Raw genomic sequence first — 20,030 nt, 5'->3', positions numbered from 1 at the left:
GGCTTGTGGAAGTGGCCTTGGGGGCGGAAAGCCGCCCGCGCGACCACCGTGTTCTCGCTGGGACGCGCCCGGCCGAGACGTGCCCTGCGGTGCCTGCCGCCGGGCACCGGCCCGTTGTCGGACCCCCGCGCTAGCGTGCGACCATGACGATCTCCCCCACCCTCGCGCCCTGGTCCGAACAGGGCCTCGGCCTGCTGCACCGGCAGAACACCCCCGAGCTGACCGAGCACCTCGGCGGGGTGGAGAGCGAGGAGCGGGTCCGGCGCCGCCACGAGCGCTACCTCGCGCTCACCGGCGGGCGGATGTTCCTGCTGCTGCTCGACGGCGAGATCGCCGGCTCGGTCGGCTACTGGACGCACGCCTGGGAGGGCCGGGACGTCTACGAGACCGGGTACGCCGTCCTGCCCGAGTTCCAGGGCCGGGGCCTGGCGGTGCGGGCGCTGCTGCTGTGCGCCGAGCGGGCCGGGCGCGAGGGCACGCTGCCCTGGCTGCACGCCTTCCCCTCGGTGCACCACGACGCCTCCAACGCGGTGTGCCGCAAGGCGGGCTTCGAGCTGGTCGGCGAGGTCGCCTTCGAGTACCCGCCGGGCCACCACATCCGCTCCAACAACTGGCGCCTGCCGCTGGCCGGTTGAGGCGGACGCAGTCGGGCCGCCCGGACCTACGCCGCCGCGAGCAGCGGTGCGATCTCGGCGGCCCACCGCGGGTACAGCGCAACCTTCTCCTCGTGCAGTGCGAGGATCCGCCCGGCCAGGTCCGGCGTCATGTCGTCGGACAGGTCGGGGCCGATGGCGATCCGGGACAGGTGGGGCATGATCTGCGGGTCCCCGGCCAGGTGCACGGGGTCGTGCATGTAGCGCCGCAGGGCGTCCAGGTCGGCGATGCCCACGCAGTAGGCATGGGTGAAGCCGTCCTCCTCCCCCAGGCTCTGACCGACCGTCCCGAAGGACACCGACTCCACCGAGGCCGTGCGGCGCATCACCGTGAGCACGTGCTCGCGCTCCTGCTCGGTGGTGTCCTGTTTGAACGCGAACCTCAGCATGTGGACGATCACGCCACTCTCCACCCTTCATTGAACCCGCTGGTTCAGAAATACTTACTGACTGGTTCGGGCACTAGACTGAACCCATGGGTTCAGAAGTGTCAACCGGCGCCGGACGTACGGGCCGTGGACGGATCGAGCGGCGACAGGCCATCCTGGACGCCGCGTTCACGGTCTTCGCCCGGCGCGGCTACGCGCAGACGTGCGTGCAGGAGATCGCCCAGGAGGCGGGCGTCGCCAAGCCGACCGTCTACAACCACCTGAACGACAAGGAGAGCCTCTTCCGCGAGGCCGTCGAGGCCGTCGCCGACCGCATCGCCGCCCGCGGCCTCACCGTCCTCGACGAGCTGCGCCTGGCCCCCGCCGGCGCCGACCCCCGCCCGGCGCTCACCACCGCGGCGCGCGGGCTGCTGTCCGCGCTGACCTGCGAAGAGGCGTCCGCCGCACGGCAGTTGGCCGCCTCCGAGCCCGCCCGGTTCCCGGACCTGGCGGCGGGGGTGCGCGAGCGCACCGCGCTGCGGGTGCGCGCCGCCCTCGCCGACCGGCTGGCTCGCCTGACCCTGGCCGGGCGGCTGCGCGCCTGCGACCCGGACCAGGCCGCCGAGCACCTGCTGTCGCTGCTCACCGGGCCGCTGGACTACCGGCCGGACGCCGACCCCGAGCCGCTGGCCGAGGCGGCTGTCGAGGTGTTCCTGCGCGCGTACGGCGCCTGATCAGGCCTGGTCGAGGTAGTCGTCGTCGCACCGGCCGGTGCGGCAGCACTCGGGCAGCCAGTCGGCCGCGAGCTCCCGGACGCGTTGCAGGCGGGCCCGGTCGGGTTCCACCACCGTGAGGATCTCGAAGGCGTCGCCGGCGGCGCCGAGGGACCGGTTGGCCATCACCTCCCGGTAGAGCAGCCAGATCCCCTGCGCGACGACGGCCTGGCACAGCGCCGGGAGGTCGAGCCCGCGCCGGGCGGACTCCATGTCCGTGCCGCTGTCGGTCACCACACAGCCCAGGAGGACGAGGAAGCGATCACGGGCCGGCGGCGGGACGCCCTCGTCGGCGAGGCCCGCGAGGGCCACGGACGCCACGGCCGGGGCCGGCTCCCACAGGACCACCGGGTCCCAGCAGCACCCGTTCAGCCACTGCCGGGACTCCCCGCGCGCGATCCGCCGCAGGTCCTCCGCCAGGTGCCCGGCCGAGCCGCCGCACCCGCAGTGCATGTTCGCCCAGTCCTGCCGGGCTATTTCCATCTCGACCAGTCGCATGATTCCCACACCCTAGAGGGCCCGCCGGCCGGCGGGCGGGGCGCAGGGGGCGGGGGCGGGGCCGTCGGCGAGGGCGGCGAGGAGCACCACCGGCAGCTCCTTGTCCTCCTGCCCGACCGCCAGGCCCAGCCACCGCGCCCCGGCGCCGGGCAGCGGCCAGACCCGCAGGGTGACGGCCTTTCCGCTGAGCAGGCCGAGCGGCACCGGGGACGGGCGGCCCGGGTGGTCCCAGCCGTAGCCGGCGACCAGGTAGGACCACAGGTCGACGTCGTACGGCTCGCCCCAGCGCGCCGTCAGCACGGCGGCCAGGGCCTCCAGGCGGGCGTCGGCCTCGTCGTGGGCCCGCTCGCAGGCCTGCCCGTCCTCGTCGTCCCAGAAGTCGCCGCTGACGTCCAGCTCCAGCACCCGGTAACCCGGGCCGCCGTACCCTTCACCGTCGACGACCTCCTTCTGCGGGTACGGCCGCTCCCGGGCCAGCAGGTCGTCGATCCGCGCGAGGAGCTCGGGCGTGTCAGGGTCCGTGGTCATGGGCGCAAGGCTAGGGCCCGGCGCCGACAGCCCCGGGGCCGGTCGCAGGCGTCCGGTGCACGAGGCCCTCTCGACGGGGGTGGGCGTGCGGGCCATCCTCGTGCCGAGCGCACACCGACCCTTCGTGAAGGAGCCCTCGTGGAGCCCCAGTCGGACCAGTCGGACCATTCCGTGCCATGCCCGCGGCTCGTGCTGGACCCCACCGGGCGGGGTCGTGACACCGAGAGCGCCGAGCTGTTCGCGCGCGGGCCGGCCACCCCCGTGGACATCCTGGGGGTGCACGCGTGGGCGGTGGCCGACCCGGTGCTGCTGGAGGAGCTGCTCAAGGACCCGCGGATCTCCAAGGACGGCCCGCAGCACTGGCCGGCCTTCGCCGAGGTGGTGTCGAACTGGCCGCTGGCGCTGTGGGTGACGGCACGCAACATGTTCACCGCGCACGGCGCCGACCACCGCCGGCTGCGGCGCCTGGTGGGCGCGGCGTTCACGGCCCGTCAGGTCGCCGCGCTGGGCGAACGGATCGAGGAGCTGACGGCGGCGCTGCTGGACGAGGTGGCGCTGACCGGGCCCGGGGTGGCGGTGGACCTGCGCGAGCGCCTGGCCCACCCGCTGCCGATCCAGGTGATCGGCCGACTGCTGGGGCTGCCGGAGTCGCTGCGGGACCGGTTCCGCCGCACCGTCGACCGGGTCTTCGACACCACGCTGACCCCACAGGAGTCGGCGGCCAACGCGGCGGCGTTCTACTCGATGCTGGACGAGCTGATAGCGGCCAAGCGCGAGCGGCCCGGGGACGACATGACCTCCCGGCTGATCACCGTGCGCGACACCGAGGGCGACGGCGGCGCGCTGACCGAGGAGGAACTGCGCGACACCCTGCTGCTGGTCGTCTCGGCGGGCTACGAGACCACCGTCAACCTGATCGACAACGCGGTGGCGCTGCTGCTCACCCACCCCGAGCAGCTCGACCTGGTGCGCTCGGGCGAGGCCGGCTGGGACGACGTGGTCGAGGAGGCGCTGCGCCGCGAGGCGCCGGTGGCGCACCTGCCGCTGCGGTACGCGGTCGAGGACATCGCGCTGCCGGGCGGGGTGGTGATCCGCCGGGGTGAGGCGATCCTGGCCTCCTACGCGGCGGCCGGGCGTCACCCGGTGCGGTACGGGGACAGCGGTGCCGTCTTCGACGTCACCCGGCCGGTCAAGGACCACCTGGCGTTCGGGCACGGCCCGCACTTCTGCCTCGGCGCGCCGCTGGCCCGGCTGGAGGCGCGGACGGCGCTGCGGGCGCTGTTCGAGCGCTTCCCGCGGCTGGCGCTGCTGCCGGGGGCGGAGCTGGAGCCGGTGGAGTCGCTGATCTCCAACGGGCACCGGTCGCTGCCGGTGCTGCTGGGCGGCGGGGCTGAGGGCGTCTAGACAAGTGGGCGGGTAGGCGGGTGGGCCTGGCGCCCCGCTGAACCGCTGCCCCGTTGCCCGGTGTGCGCGGGCGCACCGGGCGGCGGGGCGGCGGTTCAGCGGCCTTCGGGGGTGGCGGCCCGGCCGAAGCCGGCGACGAAGGCGGTGATCAGGCGGGCGAACTCGGTGCGGTCGGCGTCGGGCCAGTCGGCCATCGCGCGGGCGAAGACCTCGCGGCGGAAGTGGTGGGCGCGGTCCAGCTGTTCGCGGCCGGCGGGGGTGAGGGCGAGCAGGGTGCGGCGGGCGTCGCGCGGGTCGCTGCCGCGTTCCAGCCAGCCCTCCTCGACGGTGCGCAGCACCAGGCGGCTGGCGCGGGGCTGGTCGACGCCGAGGGCGGCGGCGACGTCGGTGACCGCGCAGGGGCCGTCGTGGGCCTCGACGGCGTCGAGGACGCCGAAGAGGGTGGGGTCGATGGCGCGGGCGCCGTCGGGCGGGGCGATGCGGCCCAGTGAACGGCGCGTCTGGCTGCGGCGGATGGCGACCATGGCGCGTTCGACGGCGGCGACGGCTTCCTGTTGCTGCGGGCTCTTCTCCTGCTTCGACATGCATGTTAGGTTACAACTATTGTAAAACGACATGCATCAGGGGGGATCACCGTCATGACCACGTCCGAGCTGCCCGATGTCCGCGAGCAGCGCCCGTTCGGCTACTGGCTGCGGCACATCGACGGCGCCATCGAGCAGTGCATGGCCCGTCTGTTCGCCGCCGACGCGCTGAGCCGGCGCGGCTGGCAGGTGCTCAACACCGTGGCCTGCGGGCCGCTGACCACCGCCGAGGTCGACGAGACCATGGCGCCCTTCCTCACCGCCGACGAGCCGACCATGCGCCCGTACCTGGACGCCCTCGCCGCCCGCGGGTGGGTGCGGATCGGCGAGGAGGCCGTCGTCGCCCTCACCGAGGACGGGCGCGCCGCCCACCTGCGGATCTCCACGCAGGTCGCGGCGCTGCGCGAGCGGCTGACGGCCTGTGTGACGCCGGAGGAGTTCGCCACCTTGATGACCTTGCTGCGGCGCATCGGCGCCCACCTCGACACCCTCACCGAGGCCGCGTAGCGCCGCCCACCACGGCGAACCGGGCCCACCGCACAGGAAGTCGGCCCCATCGACTTCCCGCTCCCCCGTCCCGACAACCCACCGCCCCGGCGACCCAGCCGCGCGAACGGGCGCGAGGTCCTCCTCGCCGAGCGGCCTCGCGTCGTCCCGCATCCGTCGCGGCCTGTCGGCGGGAATCCCGCGTTCCCCCCGTCACCGGCGGCCGGTCCTGCACTGTGGGGTCCGGGGGCCCGCACGCGGCGGGTCGCAGCGAAGGAGCGGATCGTGGCGTTCGCCGACTACCAGAACGAGATCTACCTCGACGGGCTGCGCGGGGTCGTGCCGCGGCTGCCGATGACGTACGCGGAGCTGGAGCCGCCGGCCCTGGCCGCGCTGCCCGCCGCGGTCCGCTCGTACGTCGCGGGCGGCGCCGGCGACGAGTACACCCAGCGCGCCAACGTGTCCGCGTTCGAGCGGTGGGGCCTGGTGCCGCGGATGCTGGTCGGCGCGAAGGAACGGGACCTGTCCCTCGACCTGTTCGGCCTGCGACTGCCCTCGCCGCTGTTCCTGGCGCCGGTCGGGGTGATCGGGCTGTGCGCCCAGGACGGCCACGGCGACCTCGCCACCGCGCGGGCCACCGCCCGCACCGGTGTGCCGATGGTCGCCTCCACGCTGACGGTCGATCCGATGGAGGAGGTGGCGGCCGAGTTCGGCGCCACGCCCGGCTTCTTCCAGCTCTACACACCCACCGACCGGGAGCTGGCCGAGAGCCTGGTGCGCCGGGCCGAGGCCGCCGGGTTCAAGGGCATCGTGGTCACCCTGGACACCTGGGTCACCGGCTGGCGCCCCCGCGTTGCATCCCGTCCGGGCAGTCCTCGCCGGCCCGTTCCGCCAGCGACCAGCCGTTCTTACGTTCCAGCGGGGCGATCAGTCCCGCCATGTACTCCAGCGCCCGCCCGCGCGGCTCCGATCTGGTGAAGCGCGACGCGAAGCGGGCGTGCAATCCCGCCAGCGCCGCCTTCCACTCCTCGACCTGCCCCACCCCAAGATCAATCACTCGCCAAGTCAACCACGATCAAGTGCGGTTGCAGTACTAACCGAAGAGCGGCGCCCGTGCGCGGCGGCGCGCCCCTGTCGGATGTCAGGGACCGCCGCCGCGCCCGCGTTCCTAGGCTGGCGAGCACTGGCCCCGACCCCACGTCAGGGCCGCCCCACCAGCAAGGGAGAACCACCCATGCGCAGGATCACCCACGCCCTGGCCGCCCTCGGGATCGCCGCCGCCGCACTGGCCACCCTGGGCACCGGCGGCGCCGGCGCCGCCGACGGCTCCTGGGCGGGCTGCCCGTACGGCGCCGTGTGCGTCTACCCGCAGGACCAGAACCCGGCCTCCGCGCCCAGCGACGTGTACTGGAGCTACGGCGCCCACAACCTGAGCAACCAGAACGGCAACCACTGGGTGCTCAACAACCAGTCCGGCGGCGCCCACGCCCACCTGTGCCGTGGCTCGGGCGGCTCCGACTGCGTGTACGACGTCCCCGCCCAGAACGGCGTCTACTACGACCTGGGCCCGATCAACTCCATCACCCTCGACCGGCCCTGACGGGTCTCGTCATAGTGGGCCGGGGTGTCCGCCGTGTCCGGGGGGCGGCGGGCACCCCTTCACCGCTCCCAGCGCGCGGCGAACCCGGCGCCGGAGCGGGTCACGCGCGCGGCGCCGGGTCCGGCGAAGTGCGCCGGAAGCACCAACTCCCGCTGATCGGCGGCCCGTTCCAGTATCCGCAGCCGGCTGGCCGCCGCCTGTGCCGCGTCCAGGCAGAAGCAGCTGTTGCAGGAGGGGTGCGCCAGCTGGACCGGCGAGTGCAGCAGGTCGCCCACGAACACCGCCCGCCGGCCGTGCGACTCCAGGCGCAGCACCGAGGAGCCGGGTGTGTGGCCGGGGGCCTCCTCCAGGACCAGGCCCGCGCCGATGCGCCGTGTGCCCGACCACTCGACGCCCTGCCCGGCGGCGAGCACCGGGGCGACGCTGTCGGTGAAGACCTGGTCCCACTCGGCCCGGTGCGCCGGGTCCACCGCGTCGCCGGTGCGGGCGGGGTGGGCGGCGCCCGGGTCGAAGAAGGCCCGGTGGGCGGCGGGCAGGTAGTAGACGGCGTTGGGGAAGGTCGGCGCCCAGTTGCCGTCCTGCCAGCGGGTGTTCCAGCCGACGTGGTCGGCGTGCAGGTGGGTGTTGACCACCGCGTCCACCTGTTCCGGTCGTACCCCCGCCTCGGCGAGCAGTTCCAGGAAGCGGCCCCGGCGCTGGTGGAACATGGGGGTGGCGGGCCTGTGGCGTCCATCGCCGACGCCGGTGTCCACCAGGACGGTGCGCCCGCCGCCGCGCACCACCCAGGTCTGCAGCGCGCCGACGTAGGAGCCGTCGGTGGGGTCGTAGTGGTCGGGGGCGAGGTCGCCCGCGGCGCCGGTGTGCCAGGCGTGTTCGGCGAGGTCGGGCACGATCCGCGCGGCCGGCCCGAACGGGCCCCGCCATTCCAGTACCCGGACGATCTCCAGGTCCCCCAGCACGATCCGCTCCACGGTCATCCCCTCCGTCACCCGTCGTCTGCGCCTTGAGCCTAGGACGCCGGGATGAGCCGCTCAATGCGCCAACGGCTTGCCCGGATACGCGATCGGCTCACTATGCTGGCCGCCATGGACGTGGTCAGTGATGCGATCGCCGCCGTACGGGTGGGGCGGCCCTCCTCCAACCGGCTGTGCGCGGGAGGGCGTTGGGGTGCGTGGATCCCCGCCTACGCGGGTGCGGGCTTCCATGTGGTGCTGGCCGGCTCCTGCTGGCTGCTGGCCGAGGGCTGCGAGGCGCTGCGCCTGGGGCCGGGGGACGCGGTGCTGCTGCCGCACGGCACCGGACACGCCCTGTCCAGCGGTGAACTGACGTACCGTCAGGCAGGGGCGCTGCCCGATCTGGACGCCCTCCTCGCCCGGCGGAGCGCACCCTCCGCCGACCCCGACCCCGACTCCGACCTCGACGCCGGCCCCAACCCCGGGCCCCAGGGGGAGCGCGCGGAGCTGCTGTGCGGCAAGTACCGCCTCGACCACGGCCTGGGCCACCCGCTGATGCGCGAGCTGCCGACCGTCGTCCACCTGCCCACCCGCACCGGCGAGCACCCCGGACTGCGGGCGGCCGTCGACCTGTTGGGTGCCGAGCTGGCCGCCGAGCGCCCCGGCGGGCGGCTCGCCGTGCCCGCCCTGATCGACCTGCTGCTGGTCTACCTGGTGCGCGCCTGGACCGGCCGGCCCGGCGCCGGCGGCTGGAGCGCGGCGCTGGCCGACCCGGTGGTGGCCGCCGCTCTGGCGGCCGTCCACGAGGACCCCGCCCGCCCGTGGACCGCCGCCGCCCTGGCCACCCGCGCCGGCGTCTCCCGCGCCACCCTCACCCGCCGCTTCACCGCGCTGGCCGGGCGCCCGCCGATGGCCTACCTGACCTGGTGGCGGATGACCCGGGCCGCCGCCCTGCTGCGCCAGGGCGGCGAGCCGTTGGAGACCGTCGCCCGCAAGGTCGGCTACGCCAGCCCGTACGCGCTTTCGCACGCCTTCACCCGCGAGTTCGGCACCACCCCCGGCCGCTACCGCAGCGCCTCGGGCCGTCACCGAACCACCGAGGCTGCGGGCGAGGCGAACTGATGGGCGTTCACAAGGATAACGAGTGGCAGAGGATTGCCCGGAGGCTGGTTTGACTTATTGACGCCATGTACGCGGCCAGGTTTAACTCCCCCCACCCGCCGCGAAGTTGCGGCGCCCCCAGGGAGAGGCACCCCTATGAACGCCGCACTGCGTCGCGCCCTCGTCTCCGCCGCCGGCCTCGCGCTGGCCCTGTCCCTGACCGCCGCCTGTGGCAAGGCCGGCGGCGACAAGAAGGACTCGGCCTCCGGCGGCGACACCACCTCGATCGGCCTGCTGCTGCCCGAGAACGCCTCGTCCACCCGCTACGAGTCCTTCGACCGCCCGTTCATCGAGGCCAAGGTCAAGGCCCTGTGCGCGCAGTGCAAGGTGCTCTACAACAACGCCGAGGGCAGCGCGGCCAAGCAGAAGCAGCAGTTCGACACCCTGCTCGCCCAGGGCGTGAAGGTGATCATCCTGGACGCCTTCGACGCCAAGTCCACCCAGGGCTGGGTCCAGGAGGCCGCCGCCAAGGGCGTCAAGGTCCTCGCCTACGACCGCCTGGCCACCGGCCCGGTCTCCGCCTACGTCTCCTTCGACAACGAGAAGGTCGGCGAACTCCAGGGCCAGGCCCTGCTGGACGCCCTCGGCGCGCAGGCCGCCGACGCGAACATCGTCATGATCAACGGCGACGAGGCCGACCCCAACGCCGCCCAGTTCAAGGCCGGCGCCCACAAGGTCCTCGACGGCAGGATCAAGAAGGTCGTCTACGAGCAGTCCGGCGAGTGGAAGCCCACCGTCGCCGGGCAGAAGATCGCCGCCGCCGTCACCCAGTTCGGCAAGAACGGCTTCCAGGGCGTCTACTCCGCCAACGACGGCATGGCCGGCGCCATCATCACCCAGCTCCAGGGCTCCGGCATCAAGGTCCCCGTCGGCGGCCAGGACGCCGGCCTCGACGCCGTCCAGCGCATCGTCAACGGCGACCAGGCCTACACCATCTACAAGGCCTACCGCCCGCTCGCCGACAACGCCGCCGAACTGGCCGTCGACCTCCTGCAGGGCAAGGACGTCAAGACGGTCGCCGACGCCGGCATCGACAGCGCCACCGACAAGAACATCCCCGCCAAGCTGCTCGACGCCAAAATCGTCACCAAGGCCGACATCGCCACCACGGTCATCGCCGACGGCCTCTACAAGGCCTCCGACATCTGCACCGCCGACTACGCCGCCGCCTGCACCGCCGCCGGCCTCAAGTAGCCGACCGGCCACGACCCCGGGATGGTTCACGTGACAGGCGCACCCGTCCTCCGGCTGCGGTCGGTCTCCAAGCGCTTCGGCGCCGTCCAGGCCCTCACCGACGTCGACCTCGCCGTCCACCCGGGCGAGGTGCTCGCCCTCGTCGGCGACAACGGCGCCGGCAAGTCCACCCTCGTCAAGACCATCGCCGGCGTCCACCCCGTGGACGAGGGCACCATCACCTGGCACGAGCGGCCCGTGCGCCTGACCCGCCCCCAGGACGCCACCGCGCTCGGCATCGCCACCGTCTACCAGGACCTCGCCCTGTGCGACAACCTCGACGTCATCGCCAACCTCTTCCTCGGCCGCGAGAAGCACCGCCTCGGGCTGCTCGACGAGGTCGCCATGGAGCAGCACGCCCGCCGGCTGCTGGACACCCTCTCCATCCGCATCCCCGACGTGCGAAGCCCCGTCGCGGCGCTGTCCGGCGGGCAGCGCCAGGTCGTGGCCATCGCCCGCGCGCTGGTGGGCGAGCCCTCCGTCGTGCTGCTGGACGAGCCCACGGCGGCCCTGGGCGTCGAACAGACCGCGCAGGTCCTGGACCTGGTGGAGCGGCTGCGCGAGCGCGGCCTCGGAGTGATCCTGGTCAGCCACAACATGGCCGACGTGACCGCGGTGGCGGACACCGTGGCCGTGCTGCGGCTGGGCCGCAACAACGGCCTGTTCCCCGTCGCCGGCACCACCCAGGAACGGATCGTCGCCGCGATCACCGGCGCCACCGACAACGCCCACGCCCGCCGCCGGGCCCGCCGCACCGAGGAGGAGGACGGCGCATGACCACCCCCGCCACCGACCCGAGGGTCCGCGTGAGCGCGGCGACCCGGGCCGCCCTCACCGAGGCCGCCCGGCGCCGGCTCGCCTCCGGCGAACCCGGCTCCCTGCCCGTCGTCGTCGGGCTCGTCGCGATCGCCGTCGTCTTCCAGACCGTCACCCACCACTTCCTGCAGGCCGACAACCTCACCAACATCACCCGCTTCATCGCCGGGCCCGGACTGATCGCGGTCGGCGTCGTGTTCGTGTTGATCCTCGGCGAGATCGACCTCTCGCTCGGCTCGGTCGCGGGCGCCACCTCGGCCGTCGCGGCCGTGCTGGCGGTGCGCCAGGGCTGGCCGGAATGGGCGGCGATCCTCGCCGCGCTCGGCACGGCCTGCGCGATGGGGCTGCTGCACGGCCTGCTGTTCGCCCGGGTGGGCGTGCCCGCGTTCGTGGTCACCCTGGCCGGGATGCTCGCCTGGAGCGGCCTGCAGGAGTGGGTCCTCGGCGACGGCGGCACCGTCAACAACCGCCACAACGGCATCATCGCCGGCCTGGACTCCACCTTCCTCGGCGACGGCGACATCGCCTACGCCTGGGGCCTGGCGGTCATCGCCCCCGCCGCCTACCTGCTCGCCCGGCTGCGCACCGCCCGCCGCCGCGCCGCCGCGGGACTGCCCGCCCGGCCCCTCGCCGACACCGCGCTGCGGGCGGGGGCGCTGGCGGTGCCGTGCCTGGTCGCCGCGTACGCCCTCAACCAGGACCGCGGGCTGCCGCTGTCCCTGGTCGTCCTGCTCGGGGTGGTGGTGGCCACCGACTTCACGTTGCGCCGCACCCGCTACGGACGCGAGGTGTTCGCGGTCGGCGGCAGCGTCGAGGCCGCCCGCCGCGCCGGCGTCGACGTCGCCCGGGTGCGGGGCACGGTGTTCCTGCTCTCCTCCCTGCTGGCCGGCCTCGGCGGCCTGTTCTACGCCTCCCAGCAGGGCTCGGCGGACAAGCAACTGGGCAGCGGCAACGTCCTGATGATGGCCATCGCCGCCGCCGTGATCGGCGGCACCAGCCTCTTCGGCGGCCGCGGAGGCGCCTGGTCGGCACTGCTGGGCATCCTGGTGATCCAGTCCATCACCACCGGCCTGGACATGGTCCACGCCGCCCAGGCCATCCAGTACATGATCACCGGCGCGGTGCTGCTGGCGGCCGTCGTCCTCGACTCCCTGACGCGGCGCACCCGGGCCGGCGCCGGCCGGACCTAGGCGGCCCGCTCCCGGACCCCGCTCCCGGGCCCGTCGCCCCACCGGGGCGGCGGGGAGCGGGAGTGGAAGCGCCCGGCCCCCGGGCGGGACCGTCAGACGGGCGGGCCGCCTCGGGCCGCCGGGGCGGCTAGATCCTGCCGGAGAAGGTGTCGCACCGGGTGAGGTCGCCGCTGCGGTAGCCGGTGGTGAACCAGGCCTTGCGCTGGTCGGAGGAGCCGTGCGTCCACGCCTCCGGGTCGATCTTCCCGGTGGCCTGCTTCTGGATCCGGTCGTCGCCGACGGCCGCGGCCGCGTCCAAACCCTGGGCGATGTCCTGGTCGGTGAGGACGGCGATCAGCGGACGGCCGGTGGAGGCCTGCGGGGTGGTGGTGGCGTGGTGCGCCCACACCCCGGCGTAGCAGTCGGCCTGCAGTTCCAGGCGCACCGAGGCGCTGTCGGCGCCCTGGCGGTCGCCTCCGACCTTCTGCATCGCGCCGGTGAGGGTCTGGATGTGGTGGCCGTACTCGTGGGCGACCACGTAGGACTCGGCGAAGGGGCCGCCCTTGGCGCCGAAGCGGGTGGAGAGCTCGTCGAAGAAGCCGAGGTCGAAGTAGGCCTTCTGGTCGCCGGGGCAGTAGAACGGGCCCACCGCCGAGGTCGCCGGCCCGCAGGCGGTGGAGACCCGGTCGGTGAACAGCACGGTCTGGGCGGGCTTGTACGCCACCTTGGTGCGCTGCGGCAGCTCGGTGCGCCAGAACTCCTGCAGGCTGTTGGTGACCGCCGTGATGCGGCAGTCCTGGCGCTTGTTGGCGTCCGCGCCGCTCTTGCAGGACTGCTGCACCTCGCCGCCGGTGCGGGCGCCGGAGGAGGAGGTGCCGCCTCCCCCGGAGGACAGGCCCAGCAGCTTGGGGTCGACGCCGAGGAGGACCGCGACCAGCACCGCGACCAGGCCCACGGCCCCGCCGCCGATGGCGACCTTCCCGCCGGGCAAACCGCGCCGGTCGTCCACCTGCGAGGTGTCGAGGTCGCCCTGGTCGTCGAACTGCATGCCCCTGCCTGCCCGCTTCTGTCGCTCTGTCGCTTTGGTGATGTTCTGTGCCGCCTACGGCCCGCCCAGCCTACGGGCAGCGACCCCTGACGCGCCGCAGCCGGGACGTCACGCGCGGGCACCGCGGCCGGGGCGTCACACCGAGGCGCCGACCACCCGCAGCAGCTCCAGCCGCGAGGCGCACCCGCCGCCGGGCGGCGCGGTGTGCACCAGCAGCAGCTGGTCCTGCCCGCCCGCGGCCAGCACCTCGCACTCCAGCTCCAACTCCCCCACCACCGGATGCAGCACCCGCTTACGGCCGCTGCGCCGCACCGCCACCTCGTGGCGCTCCCAGTGCGCGGCGAACTCCTCACCGGTGGCGAGGAGTTCGGTGAGCAGCCCGGTGGCCCGCCGGTCCCCCGGGCGGGCCGCGTGCACCGCGCGCAGAGACGCCACATGGGCGCGGGCGAGCGCGTCGTGGTCCTCGGGCGGGAACAGGGCGCGGCTCGCCGGGTCGGTGAACCAGCGCAGCAGCAGGTTGCGCCGCTCGGGCGCCAGCGCGGCGAGGTCCCCGAACACGGCGGCGGCCATCGCGTTCTGCGCCAGCACGTCCCCGAGGTCGGAGACCACCTGGGCGGGCACATCGTGCAGCCGGTCCAGGATCAGCAGCAGCCCGGGGCGCACATGCGTCAGCACGCCGTGGCGGCGCGGCGGCTCGTGCCCGGCCAGGTGGAACAGGTGGTCGCGCTCGTCCTCGCTCAGCCGCAGCGCCCGGGCGAGCGCGGCCAGCAGCTGCGGCGAGGGCTGCGGCCCGCGCCGCTGCTCCAGGCGCGCGTAGTAGTCGACGGACAGTCCCGCCAGCTGTGCCACCTCCTCCCGGCGCAGCCCGGGGGTGCGGCGCCGGGCCCCGGGCGCCAGGCCGACGTCGGCGGGGGTCAGTCGGGCGCGGGAGCGGCTGAGGAAGTCGGCGAGGGCGTCACGGTCGATCACGCGGTCCAGCATGGCGCAACCGGGCCGGCCGGAGCCAGGGATCACCGGTCCCCGGGTCGGTCTGACGGGTGGTCCGAGGGATGGTCTAGGGTCGTCCCCCGTGTCCGAATCCTCGTCATACCTCGCCACCACCCGCGACGCCTACGACACCATGGCCGTGCGCTACGCCGAATTCGTCAAGGACAGCCTGGCCGGTCTGCCGCTGGAGCGCTCGTTCGTCACCGCGTTCGCCGACCTCGTCCGGGCCTGCGGCCCCGCCTTGGTGGCGGACCTCGGCTGCGGGCCCGGCTACCTGTCCGCGGCCCTGCGGGAGGCGGGGCTGGACGTCTTCGGCGTCGACCTGTCGCCGGCGCTCATCGACATCGCCCGCCAGACGTACCCGCACCTGCGCTTCGAGGTGGGCTCGATGGGCGCGCTGGAGACGGCCGACGGCGAGCTGGGCGCGGTGGTGTCCTGGTACTCGCTCATCCACACCCCGCCGGAGCAACTGCCCGCCTACCTGGCCGAGTTCCGCCGGGTGCTGGCGCCGGGCGGGCACGCGCTGCTGGCCTTCTTCGAGTCCGAGGGCGATCCGGTGACGGTCTTCGACCACAAGGTGACACCCGCCTACCGCTGGCCGATCGACGCCCTCGCGCAGCTCGCGGCCGGGGCCGGCTTCGCCGAGGTCGGCCGCATGCTGCGCGAGCCCGGCGACGGCGAGCGCTACCGGCGCGGACACCTGCTGCTGCGCGCACGGTAGCGGGCGGCCCGTGGGGGCGGTGTGGGAGGGCGCTCCTACGATGCCGGTCATGGCACGTTTCGAAGACCTCCGGCGCTCCCTGTGGGACACCGGGAGCGATGGCACGGTGCAGCCGGCCCTCACCGACGAGGCCCTCTCGCAGGCCCGGCGGCTGCTGGGCGTCACGCTTCCCGCCGCCCTGCTCGACCTGCTGCGCCACCGCGACGGCGGCGAGGTCGCGGACAGCCGGAACGTCTTTCCCACCGTGCGGCCGACCTCCTGGAGCGCCGACCACGTCCCGTTCGACAGCGTGCTGGGCATCGGCCGTCGCGCGGGGACGATGTCCCTACTCGACAGCCCGTACCTGGTCGGGGAATGGGGCCTGCCCGCCGAGGTGGTGCTGGTCTCGGGTGACGGGCCGTGCTGGATCGGACTCGACTACCGGGTCTGCGGCCCGCACGGGGAACCGTCCGTCACCTGGTTCGACGCGGACACCGGCGAGGAACTGGCCCTCGCCCCCGACGTCCGGTCCTTCGCCGAAGGCCTCGCCGCCGCCGGCGACTTCACGTGAGGGCCCCCGACCTGCGGTGTCCTGAGCCGGCGGTCTGAGCCGGCGGTGCGCGGGCCGGGGCGTACCCGCCCGCGGCGGGCCCGCCGCGGGCGGATAGCGTACGGCCGTGAGCAACTCGACGCCTCCCGGGTGGTACCCGGTCCCCGGTGCGGACGGCACCCCCGGGTACGAGCGCTGGTGGGACGGCAACGCCTGGACCAGCGAGGTCCGCCCGCTCCAGGGCGGCACCGGACAGAGCGCCGGCGCGCCGGCCCCGGTCTGGCAGCCGCAGGCCCCGCAGGGCGGCTACGGCTACCCGGGGCAGGACGGCGCCCAGGCCCCCGGCTACGGCTACCCCGGCCCGCAGGCCTACCCCGGTGCGCAGGCCTACCCCGGTGCGCAGGCCTACCCCGGTGCGGGCTACGGCCACCCCGGGCCGGGGTACCCGCCCCCGCCGCCGCCTCGGCGCAGCAGGACCGGGGTGATCGTCGGCGCCGCGGTCGGCGTGCTGGCCGTGGGCGGGATCATCGCCGCGTTCGCGTTCAGCCACGGCGGCGGCCCGCAGGCCGGCCCGACCCCGAGTCCCACCGTCTCGACCGGACGGGGCGAGAGCCCCTCGCCGGGGCCCACCCCCGTCCCGACCACCCCGGTGGCCAAGCCCGTGCCGGCCGTCACGGGGATCGTGCCGGACGCGCGGCACGCGATCACCCTGCCGATCCTGGAGGGCTGGTCCACGGAGAGCGACCGCCCGAACGTGTCGATGTTCGAAGGCACCGGCGGATACGGCTGCAACGGCGGTCACCGCTGTGTACGGGGCATGTTCGCGGTCGGCAAGGACCCGGTCCAGGGCGCCACGGCCAAGGACGCCGCCGACGCCGCGATGCCCGCCTGGGCGGAGGGCCTCTACCCCGGGCTCACCCAGCACACCGACTACGGTTCCGGCCCCATGAGCGTGGACGGCGTGCCCGGTTACGCCGAGCGCTGGCACGTGCGCAACTCGGCCGGCCTCCAGGGCTACGTCCTGCTCGCCACCTTCCAGGCCAAGGGCGGCGGCTACGTGGCGTTCCAGGGCGCGGTGGACGACGACGCGCTCTCGCCGGACAAGGACGCGCTGGAGCAGATCCTCAACGGGGTGAAGCAGTCCGGCTCCTCCGGCAGCGGTACCTGACGGGCTGAGGCCCTCCTCACGCGCCGGGGCCTCGCCTGGTGACCGGGATCCCGTCGGCCCCGGTCGCCGGGCTCGGTCTCAGCCAGGGATCGGCGATCCCCGGTTCGACGGGTCTCTGCCGTCCCTGCCCGGGCGCGGGCAGGCTGGTGGACGTCGAAGAGGGCGACACCCAGGAAGGGGACGGGGACATGACGCAAATTCTGGTGACGGGCGCGACCGGTTCGGTGGGGCGGCGGCTGGTGCCGCGCCTGGTGCGGTGGGCCGGGGCCGAGGGTGGTTCGGTGCGGGTGCTGGTGCGCGACCAGGCGAAGGCGCAGGGCCTGGGCGATGTCGAGACGGTGGTCGGTGACCTGTGCGAACCGGCGGACCGGGCGCGGGCGTTGGACGGCGCCGAGGTGGTCCTCAACGTGGCGGCGGCGCTGCGCGGGGTGCCGGACGAGCAGGCCTGGGCGGTGAACCGGGACGCGGCGGTGGCGTTGGGCCGTGAGGCGGCGAAGGCCGGGGTGGCCAGGTTCGTGCACACCAGCACCAACCTGGTGTACGGGCGGGGCCTGGGGCGCCCGGCGGTGGAGCGGGACCGGCTCGCGCCGCACGAGGCGTGGGGCGTGTACGCGGCGTCCAAGGCGCAGGCCGAGGCGGGCCTGCGCGAGCTGGGGGACGAACTGCCGCTGGTGGTCGCCCGGTTGGCGTTCGTGTACGGCGAGGGCGATCCGCATCTGGCGCAGTCGCTGCACTGGGCCGGGAAGTGGCCCGCGCACCAGCGTCTGGCGGTGGTGCACCACGCGGACGTGGCGCAGGCGCTGTGGCGGGCGGTGGTGACCCCGGGTATCGAGGGCCGTACCTACAACGTGTCGGACGACGCCCCGCTGACCGCCTGGGACCTGCACGCGCTCAACGGCCGGGCGCACCCGGGTGGTTCGCAGCAGATGGAGTTCGACCCGTGGGAGGGCCAGGTGTCCACCGCCGCCGCGCGCCGGGACCTGGGCTGGCGCCCGCTGTACCCGTCGGCGTGGGCGGCGGCGGAGGCCGGCGCGCTGTAGGGATCTGCCTCTAGGCCGTAACGCCCGGCCCCGCCGCCCGAACAGACGGCGGGGCCGGGCGGGCCGGTTCACCCGAGCGGGGGCGCGGGCGCGTAGCCGGCCGGGCGGGAGGTGAAGGTGCCGCGGCCCTGGGTGCGCCCGCGCAGGCGGCCCGCGTAGCCGAACAGTTCGGCCAGCGGCACCAGCGCGCTCACCTGCGCCGCGCCGTCGCGCCCCAGGGTGGTGGCCTGTACCTGGCCGCGGCGCGCGGCCAGGTCCCCCAGCACCGCGCCGAGGGCGTCCTCGGGCACGGTGGCGGTCACCTCGGCGAGCGGCTCCAGCAGTTGCAGCCGTGCCGAGCGCAGCGCCTCGCGCAGGCCCTGGCGGGCGGCGGTGCGGAAGGCGAGTTCCGAGGAGTCCTTGGGGTGGGTGATCCCGTCGGTGAGGGTGACGGCGACGCCGACGACGGGGTGGCCGCCCAGCGGCCCCTCGGCGAGCGCGTCGCGGCAGCCGGCCTCGACGGCCTGCGCGTACTCGCGCGGTACCCGCCCGCCGGTGACGGTGGAGGCGAACGCGAAGCCGTCACCGGCCGGTCGGACGTCGAGGACGATGTGGGCGAACTGGCCCGCGCCGCCCTCCTGTTTGGCGTGCCGGTGGACGAAGCCGCTCACGCCCTCCACCAGGGCCTCGCGCAGCGCGACCCGGGGGCGGCCCACCACGGCCTCCACGCCGGCCTCGCGGCGCACCTTCTCCACCGCCACCTCCAGGTGCAGCTCCCCCAGCCCCGACAGGGTGCGCTGCCCGGTCTCCGGGTCGGTGGCCAGGCGCAGCGAGGGGTCCTCCTCGGCGAGGCGGGCGAGGGCGGCGGTGAGCTTGTCGGTGTCGGCGGCGCGGCGGGCCTCGACGGCGACGGTGACGACGGGTTCGGCGCTCACGGGGGCCTCCAGCAGGATCGGGTGGTCGGGGTCGCACAGGGTGGCGCCGACGCGGGCGGCCTTGGGGCCGATGACGGCGACGATGTCCCCGGCCAGGGCGTGGTCGGTCTCGGTGTGGCGGTCGGCCATCACGCGCAGGATGCGGGCGATGCGTTCGGTGCGGCCGGTGGCGGCGTCGAGCACGGTGTCGCCCTTGCGCAGGGTGCCGGCGTACAGGCGCAGGTAGGTGAGGCGGCCGGTGGGGGCCGCGGTCACCTTGAAGGCCAGGGCGGTCAGGGGCTGGCGGGGGTCGGCGCCGCGCTGCTGCCGTTGCTCGTCGGCGGCCCGTACGGGCGGGGCGTCGAGGGGTGAGGGCAGGTAGGCGACGGCGGCGTCCAGCAGCGGTTCGATGCCGCGGTTGCGGTAGGCGGAGCCGCACAGCACCACCACGGCCTCGCCGGTGCGGGTGAGGTCGCGCAGGGCGGCGGTGAGGGTGGCGGCGTCGAGGGCGCCGTGGGTGCAGAAGTCCTCCAGGGCTTCGGGGTGCAGTTCGGCCACCGCCTCCTCCAGGGCGCGGCGGCGTGCGGTGGTGTCGGCGGTGAGGTGGTCGGGCACCGGGCCGTGCGTCAGGGTGCCGTCGTCGGCCCAGGTGAGGGCGCGCAGGTGTACGAGGTCGATGACGCCGGTGAAGGACTCCTCGGTGCCGATGGGCAGTTGGACGGCGAGCGGGCGCGGGTGGAGGCGTTCGCGGATGGAGGCGAGCGCGGTGTCCAGGTCGGCTCCGGCGCGGTCGAGCTTGTTGACGAAGGCGATCCGGGGCACGCCGTGGCGTTCGGCCTGGCGCCACACCGATTCGCTCTGCGGTTCGACGCCGGCGACCGCGTCGAACACCGCGACGGCGCCGTCCAGGACGCGCAGCGAGCGTTCGACCTCGTCGGCGAAGTCGACGTGGCCGGGGGTGTCGATGAGGTTGATCCGGTGTCCGGCCCAGGCGCAGCTGACGGCGGCGGCGAAGATGGTGATGCCGCGGTCGCGTTCCTGGGGGTCGAAGTCGGTGACGGTGGTGCCGTTGTGGACTTCGCCGCGCTTGTGGGTGGTGCCGGTGAGGTAGAGGATCCGCTCGGTGACGGTGGTCTTGCCGGCGTCGACGTGGGCGAGGATGCCGAGGTTGCGGACGGCGGCGATGGCGGCGGTGGCGGCGGTGGTGGAGCGGGTGGTGGTGGTGTCGGTGCGCATGGCCCGGTTGCCTTTCAAGGGGCGTCTTCTACGGGTGGGCGCGCGATTGGGTCCAGTGCCGAAAGTCTGATGATTCGTCAGATATGTTGCGGTGGAACGCCGGTGCCGGTTTTCGGCAGGCGGGGTTCAGGCGGTCGCGGCACTGTTCCGGTGCCGGCCGCGCAGCGGGCACCGGAAGGGCG

General features: G+C 74.5%; 21 protein-coding genes and 2 pseudogenes. 14 read left to right on the top strand and 9 right to left on the bottom strand.

The features are described from left to right. Window positions 1-143 precede the first annotated feature (143 nt). Window positions 144-635 (top strand): GNAT family N-acetyltransferase, encoded by a 492-nt coding sequence (locus ACH4E7_RS23595; RefSeq protein WP_396250990.1) that lies wholly within the window; start codon window positions 144-146, stop codon window positions 633-635. A 26-nt stretch (window positions 636-661) separates the two neighbouring features. Here the strand turns inward: ACH4E7_RS23595 and ACH4E7_RS23590 are convergent, their stop codons facing one another. Next, window positions 662-1,054, bottom strand: coding sequence for a Dabb family protein (locus ACH4E7_RS23590; RefSeq protein ID WP_396250989.1), 393 nt, complete (start codon window positions 1,052-1,054; stop codon window positions 662-664). A gap of 74 nt (window positions 1,055-1,128) precedes the next feature. On the opposite strand from ACH4E7_RS23590, the gene ACH4E7_RS23585 reads away from it, so the two are divergent. Next, window positions 1,129-1,755 (top strand): TetR/AcrR family transcriptional regulator, encoded by a 627-nt coding sequence (locus ACH4E7_RS23585; RefSeq protein ID WP_396250988.1) that lies wholly within the window; start codon window positions 1,129-1,131, stop codon window positions 1,753-1,755. Here ACH4E7_RS23585 and ACH4E7_RS23580 read toward each other — a convergent pair whose 3' ends face one another. Together ACH4E7_RS23580 and ACH4E7_RS23575 are read right to left on the bottom strand one after the other, a co-directional pair. Further along, window positions 1,756-2,292: a hypothetical protein gene (locus ACH4E7_RS23580; RefSeq protein ID WP_396250987.1), complete on the bottom strand. Its 537-nt coding sequence runs from the start codon at window positions 2,290-2,292 to the stop codon at window positions 1,756-1,758. A 12-nt stretch (window positions 2,293-2,304) separates the two neighbouring features. Beyond that, the gene (locus ACH4E7_RS23575; protein ID WP_396250986.1) at window positions 2,305-2,820 is read right to left on the bottom strand and encodes a hypothetical protein; all 516 of its coding nucleotides are present in this window, start codon (window positions 2,818-2,820) and stop codon (window positions 2,305-2,307) included. Between the two features lie 189 nt (window positions 2,821-3,009). Between ACH4E7_RS23575 and ACH4E7_RS23570 the strand changes: the two genes are divergently transcribed. Continuing rightward, window positions 3,010-4,224, top strand: coding sequence for a cytochrome P450 (locus tag ACH4E7_RS23570; RefSeq protein WP_396250985.1), 1,215 nt, complete (start codon window positions 3,010-3,012; stop codon window positions 4,222-4,224). Between the two features lie 95 nt (window positions 4,225-4,319). Here the strand turns inward: ACH4E7_RS23570 and ACH4E7_RS23565 are convergent, their stop codons facing one another. Further along, a complete protein-coding gene (locus tag ACH4E7_RS23565) occupies window positions 4,320-4,808 on the bottom strand; it encodes a MarR family winged helix-turn-helix transcriptional regulator (RefSeq protein WP_396250984.1) in 489 nt (162 codons plus the stop codon). Window positions 4,809-4,862: 54 nt separating this feature from the next. On the opposite strand from ACH4E7_RS23565, the gene ACH4E7_RS23560 reads away from it, so the two are divergent. Beyond that, a complete protein-coding gene (locus ACH4E7_RS23560; protein WP_396250983.1) occupies window positions 4,863-5,315 on the top strand; it encodes a MarR family winged helix-turn-helix transcriptional regulator in 453 nt (150 codons plus the stop codon). A 264-nt stretch (window positions 5,316-5,579) separates the two neighbouring features. Beyond that, a pseudogene (locus ACH4E7_RS23555) lies at window positions 5,580-6,173 on the top strand (alpha-hydroxy-acid oxidizing protein); the annotation flags it as partial. Here the strand turns inward: ACH4E7_RS23555 and ACH4E7_RS23550 are convergent. Further along, window positions 6,145-6,336, bottom strand: a pseudogene (locus ACH4E7_RS23550) (IS701 family transposase); the annotation flags it as partial. The pseudogenes ACH4E7_RS23555 and ACH4E7_RS23550 sit on opposite strands and share 29 nt — an antisense overlap. A 192-nt stretch (window positions 6,337-6,528) precedes the next feature. Between ACH4E7_RS23550 and ACH4E7_RS23545 the strand changes: the two are divergent. Then, window positions 6,529-6,894: a hypothetical protein gene (locus tag ACH4E7_RS23545; RefSeq protein ID WP_396250982.1), complete on the top strand. Its 366-nt coding sequence runs from the start codon at window positions 6,529-6,531 to the stop codon at window positions 6,892-6,894. Between the two features lie 59 nt (window positions 6,895-6,953). Here the strand turns inward: ACH4E7_RS23545 and ACH4E7_RS23540 are convergent, their stop codons facing one another. Then, window positions 6,954-7,883, bottom strand: coding sequence for an MBL fold metallo-hydrolase (locus ACH4E7_RS23540; protein WP_396250981.1), 930 nt, complete (start codon window positions 7,881-7,883; stop codon window positions 6,954-6,956). 96 nt (window positions 7,884-7,979) lie between these two features. Between ACH4E7_RS23540 and ACH4E7_RS23535 the strand changes: the two genes are divergently transcribed. From ACH4E7_RS23535 to ACH4E7_RS23520, 4 genes are all read left to right on the top strand, one after another. Next, window positions 7,980-8,969, top strand: a complete 990-nt coding sequence (locus ACH4E7_RS23535; protein ID WP_396250980.1) for an AraC family transcriptional regulator — start codon at window positions 7,980-7,982, stop codon at window positions 8,967-8,969. Between the two features lie 135 nt (window positions 8,970-9,104). Next, window positions 9,105-10,202 carry a sugar ABC transporter substrate-binding protein gene (locus tag ACH4E7_RS23530; RefSeq protein ID WP_396250979.1) on the top strand — a complete coding sequence of 366 codons (1,098 nt, stop codon included), beginning with the start codon at window positions 9,105-9,107 and terminating at the stop codon, window positions 10,200-10,202. A 21-nt stretch (window positions 10,203-10,223) separates the two neighbouring features. Then, window positions 10,224-11,018, top strand: a complete 795-nt coding sequence (locus tag ACH4E7_RS23525; RefSeq protein ID WP_396250977.1) for an ATP-binding cassette domain-containing protein — start codon at window positions 10,224-10,226, stop codon at window positions 11,016-11,018. Further along, window positions 11,015-12,247: a sugar ABC transporter permease gene (locus ACH4E7_RS23520; RefSeq protein WP_396250976.1), complete on the top strand. Its 1,233-nt coding sequence runs from the start codon at window positions 11,015-11,017 to the stop codon at window positions 12,245-12,247. Before ACH4E7_RS23525 ends, ACH4E7_RS23520 begins: the two co-directional genes overlap by 4 nt. A 127-nt stretch (window positions 12,248-12,374) precedes the next feature. On the opposite strand, the gene ACH4E7_RS23515 is transcribed toward ACH4E7_RS23520, so the two are convergent. Further along, window positions 12,375-13,274 carry a neutral zinc metallopeptidase gene (locus ACH4E7_RS23515; RefSeq protein WP_396250975.1) on the bottom strand — a complete coding sequence of 300 codons (900 nt, stop codon included), beginning with the start codon at window positions 13,272-13,274 and terminating at the stop codon, window positions 12,375-12,377. Window positions 13,275-13,409: 135 nt separating this feature from the next. After that, a complete protein-coding gene (locus ACH4E7_RS23510) occupies window positions 13,410-14,240 on the bottom strand; it encodes a helix-turn-helix transcriptional regulator (RefSeq protein WP_396251062.1) in 831 nt (276 codons plus the stop codon). Between the two features lie 103 nt (window positions 14,241-14,343). Here ACH4E7_RS23510 and ACH4E7_RS23505 point away from each other — a divergent pair, with 103 nt between their 5' ends. From ACH4E7_RS23505 to ACH4E7_RS23490, 4 genes are all read left to right on the top strand, one after another. Then, window positions 14,344-14,982 carry a class I SAM-dependent methyltransferase gene (locus ACH4E7_RS23505; RefSeq protein ID WP_396250974.1) on the top strand — a complete coding sequence of 213 codons (639 nt, stop codon included), beginning with the start codon at window positions 14,344-14,346 and terminating at the stop codon, window positions 14,980-14,982. A 49-nt stretch (window positions 14,983-15,031) separates the two neighbouring features. Then, window positions 15,032-15,532, top strand: a complete 501-nt coding sequence (locus tag ACH4E7_RS23500) for an SMI1/KNR4 family protein (protein WP_396250973.1) — start codon at window positions 15,032-15,034, stop codon at window positions 15,530-15,532. A gap of 106 nt (window positions 15,533-15,638) precedes the next feature. Further along, complete coding sequence (locus tag ACH4E7_RS23495) at window positions 15,639-16,679, top strand: DUF2510 domain-containing protein (RefSeq protein WP_396250972.1); 1,041 nt, start codon at window positions 15,639-15,641, stop codon at window positions 16,677-16,679. A gap of 188 nt (window positions 16,680-16,867) precedes the next feature. After that, on the top strand, window positions 16,868-17,719 hold the full coding sequence (locus tag ACH4E7_RS23490) for an NAD-dependent epimerase/dehydratase family protein (protein ID WP_396250971.1): 852 nt from the start codon (window positions 16,868-16,870) through the stop codon (window positions 17,717-17,719). A 68-nt stretch (window positions 17,720-17,787) separates the two neighbouring features. Here ACH4E7_RS23490 and fusA read toward each other — a convergent pair whose 3' ends face one another. Beyond that, complete coding sequence (fusA, locus tag ACH4E7_RS23485; RefSeq protein ID WP_396250970.1) at window positions 17,788-19,848, bottom strand: elongation factor G; 2,061 nt, start codon at window positions 19,846-19,848, stop codon at window positions 17,788-17,790. Window positions 19,849-20,030: the final 182 nt, after the last annotated feature.

Source organism: Kitasatospora sp. NPDC018058 (assembly GCF_044327205.1).
Lineage (GTDB): Bacteria > Actinomycetota > Actinomycetes > Streptomycetales > Streptomycetaceae > Kitasatospora.
This window is presented reverse-complemented; position numbering and strand designations above follow the sequence as displayed.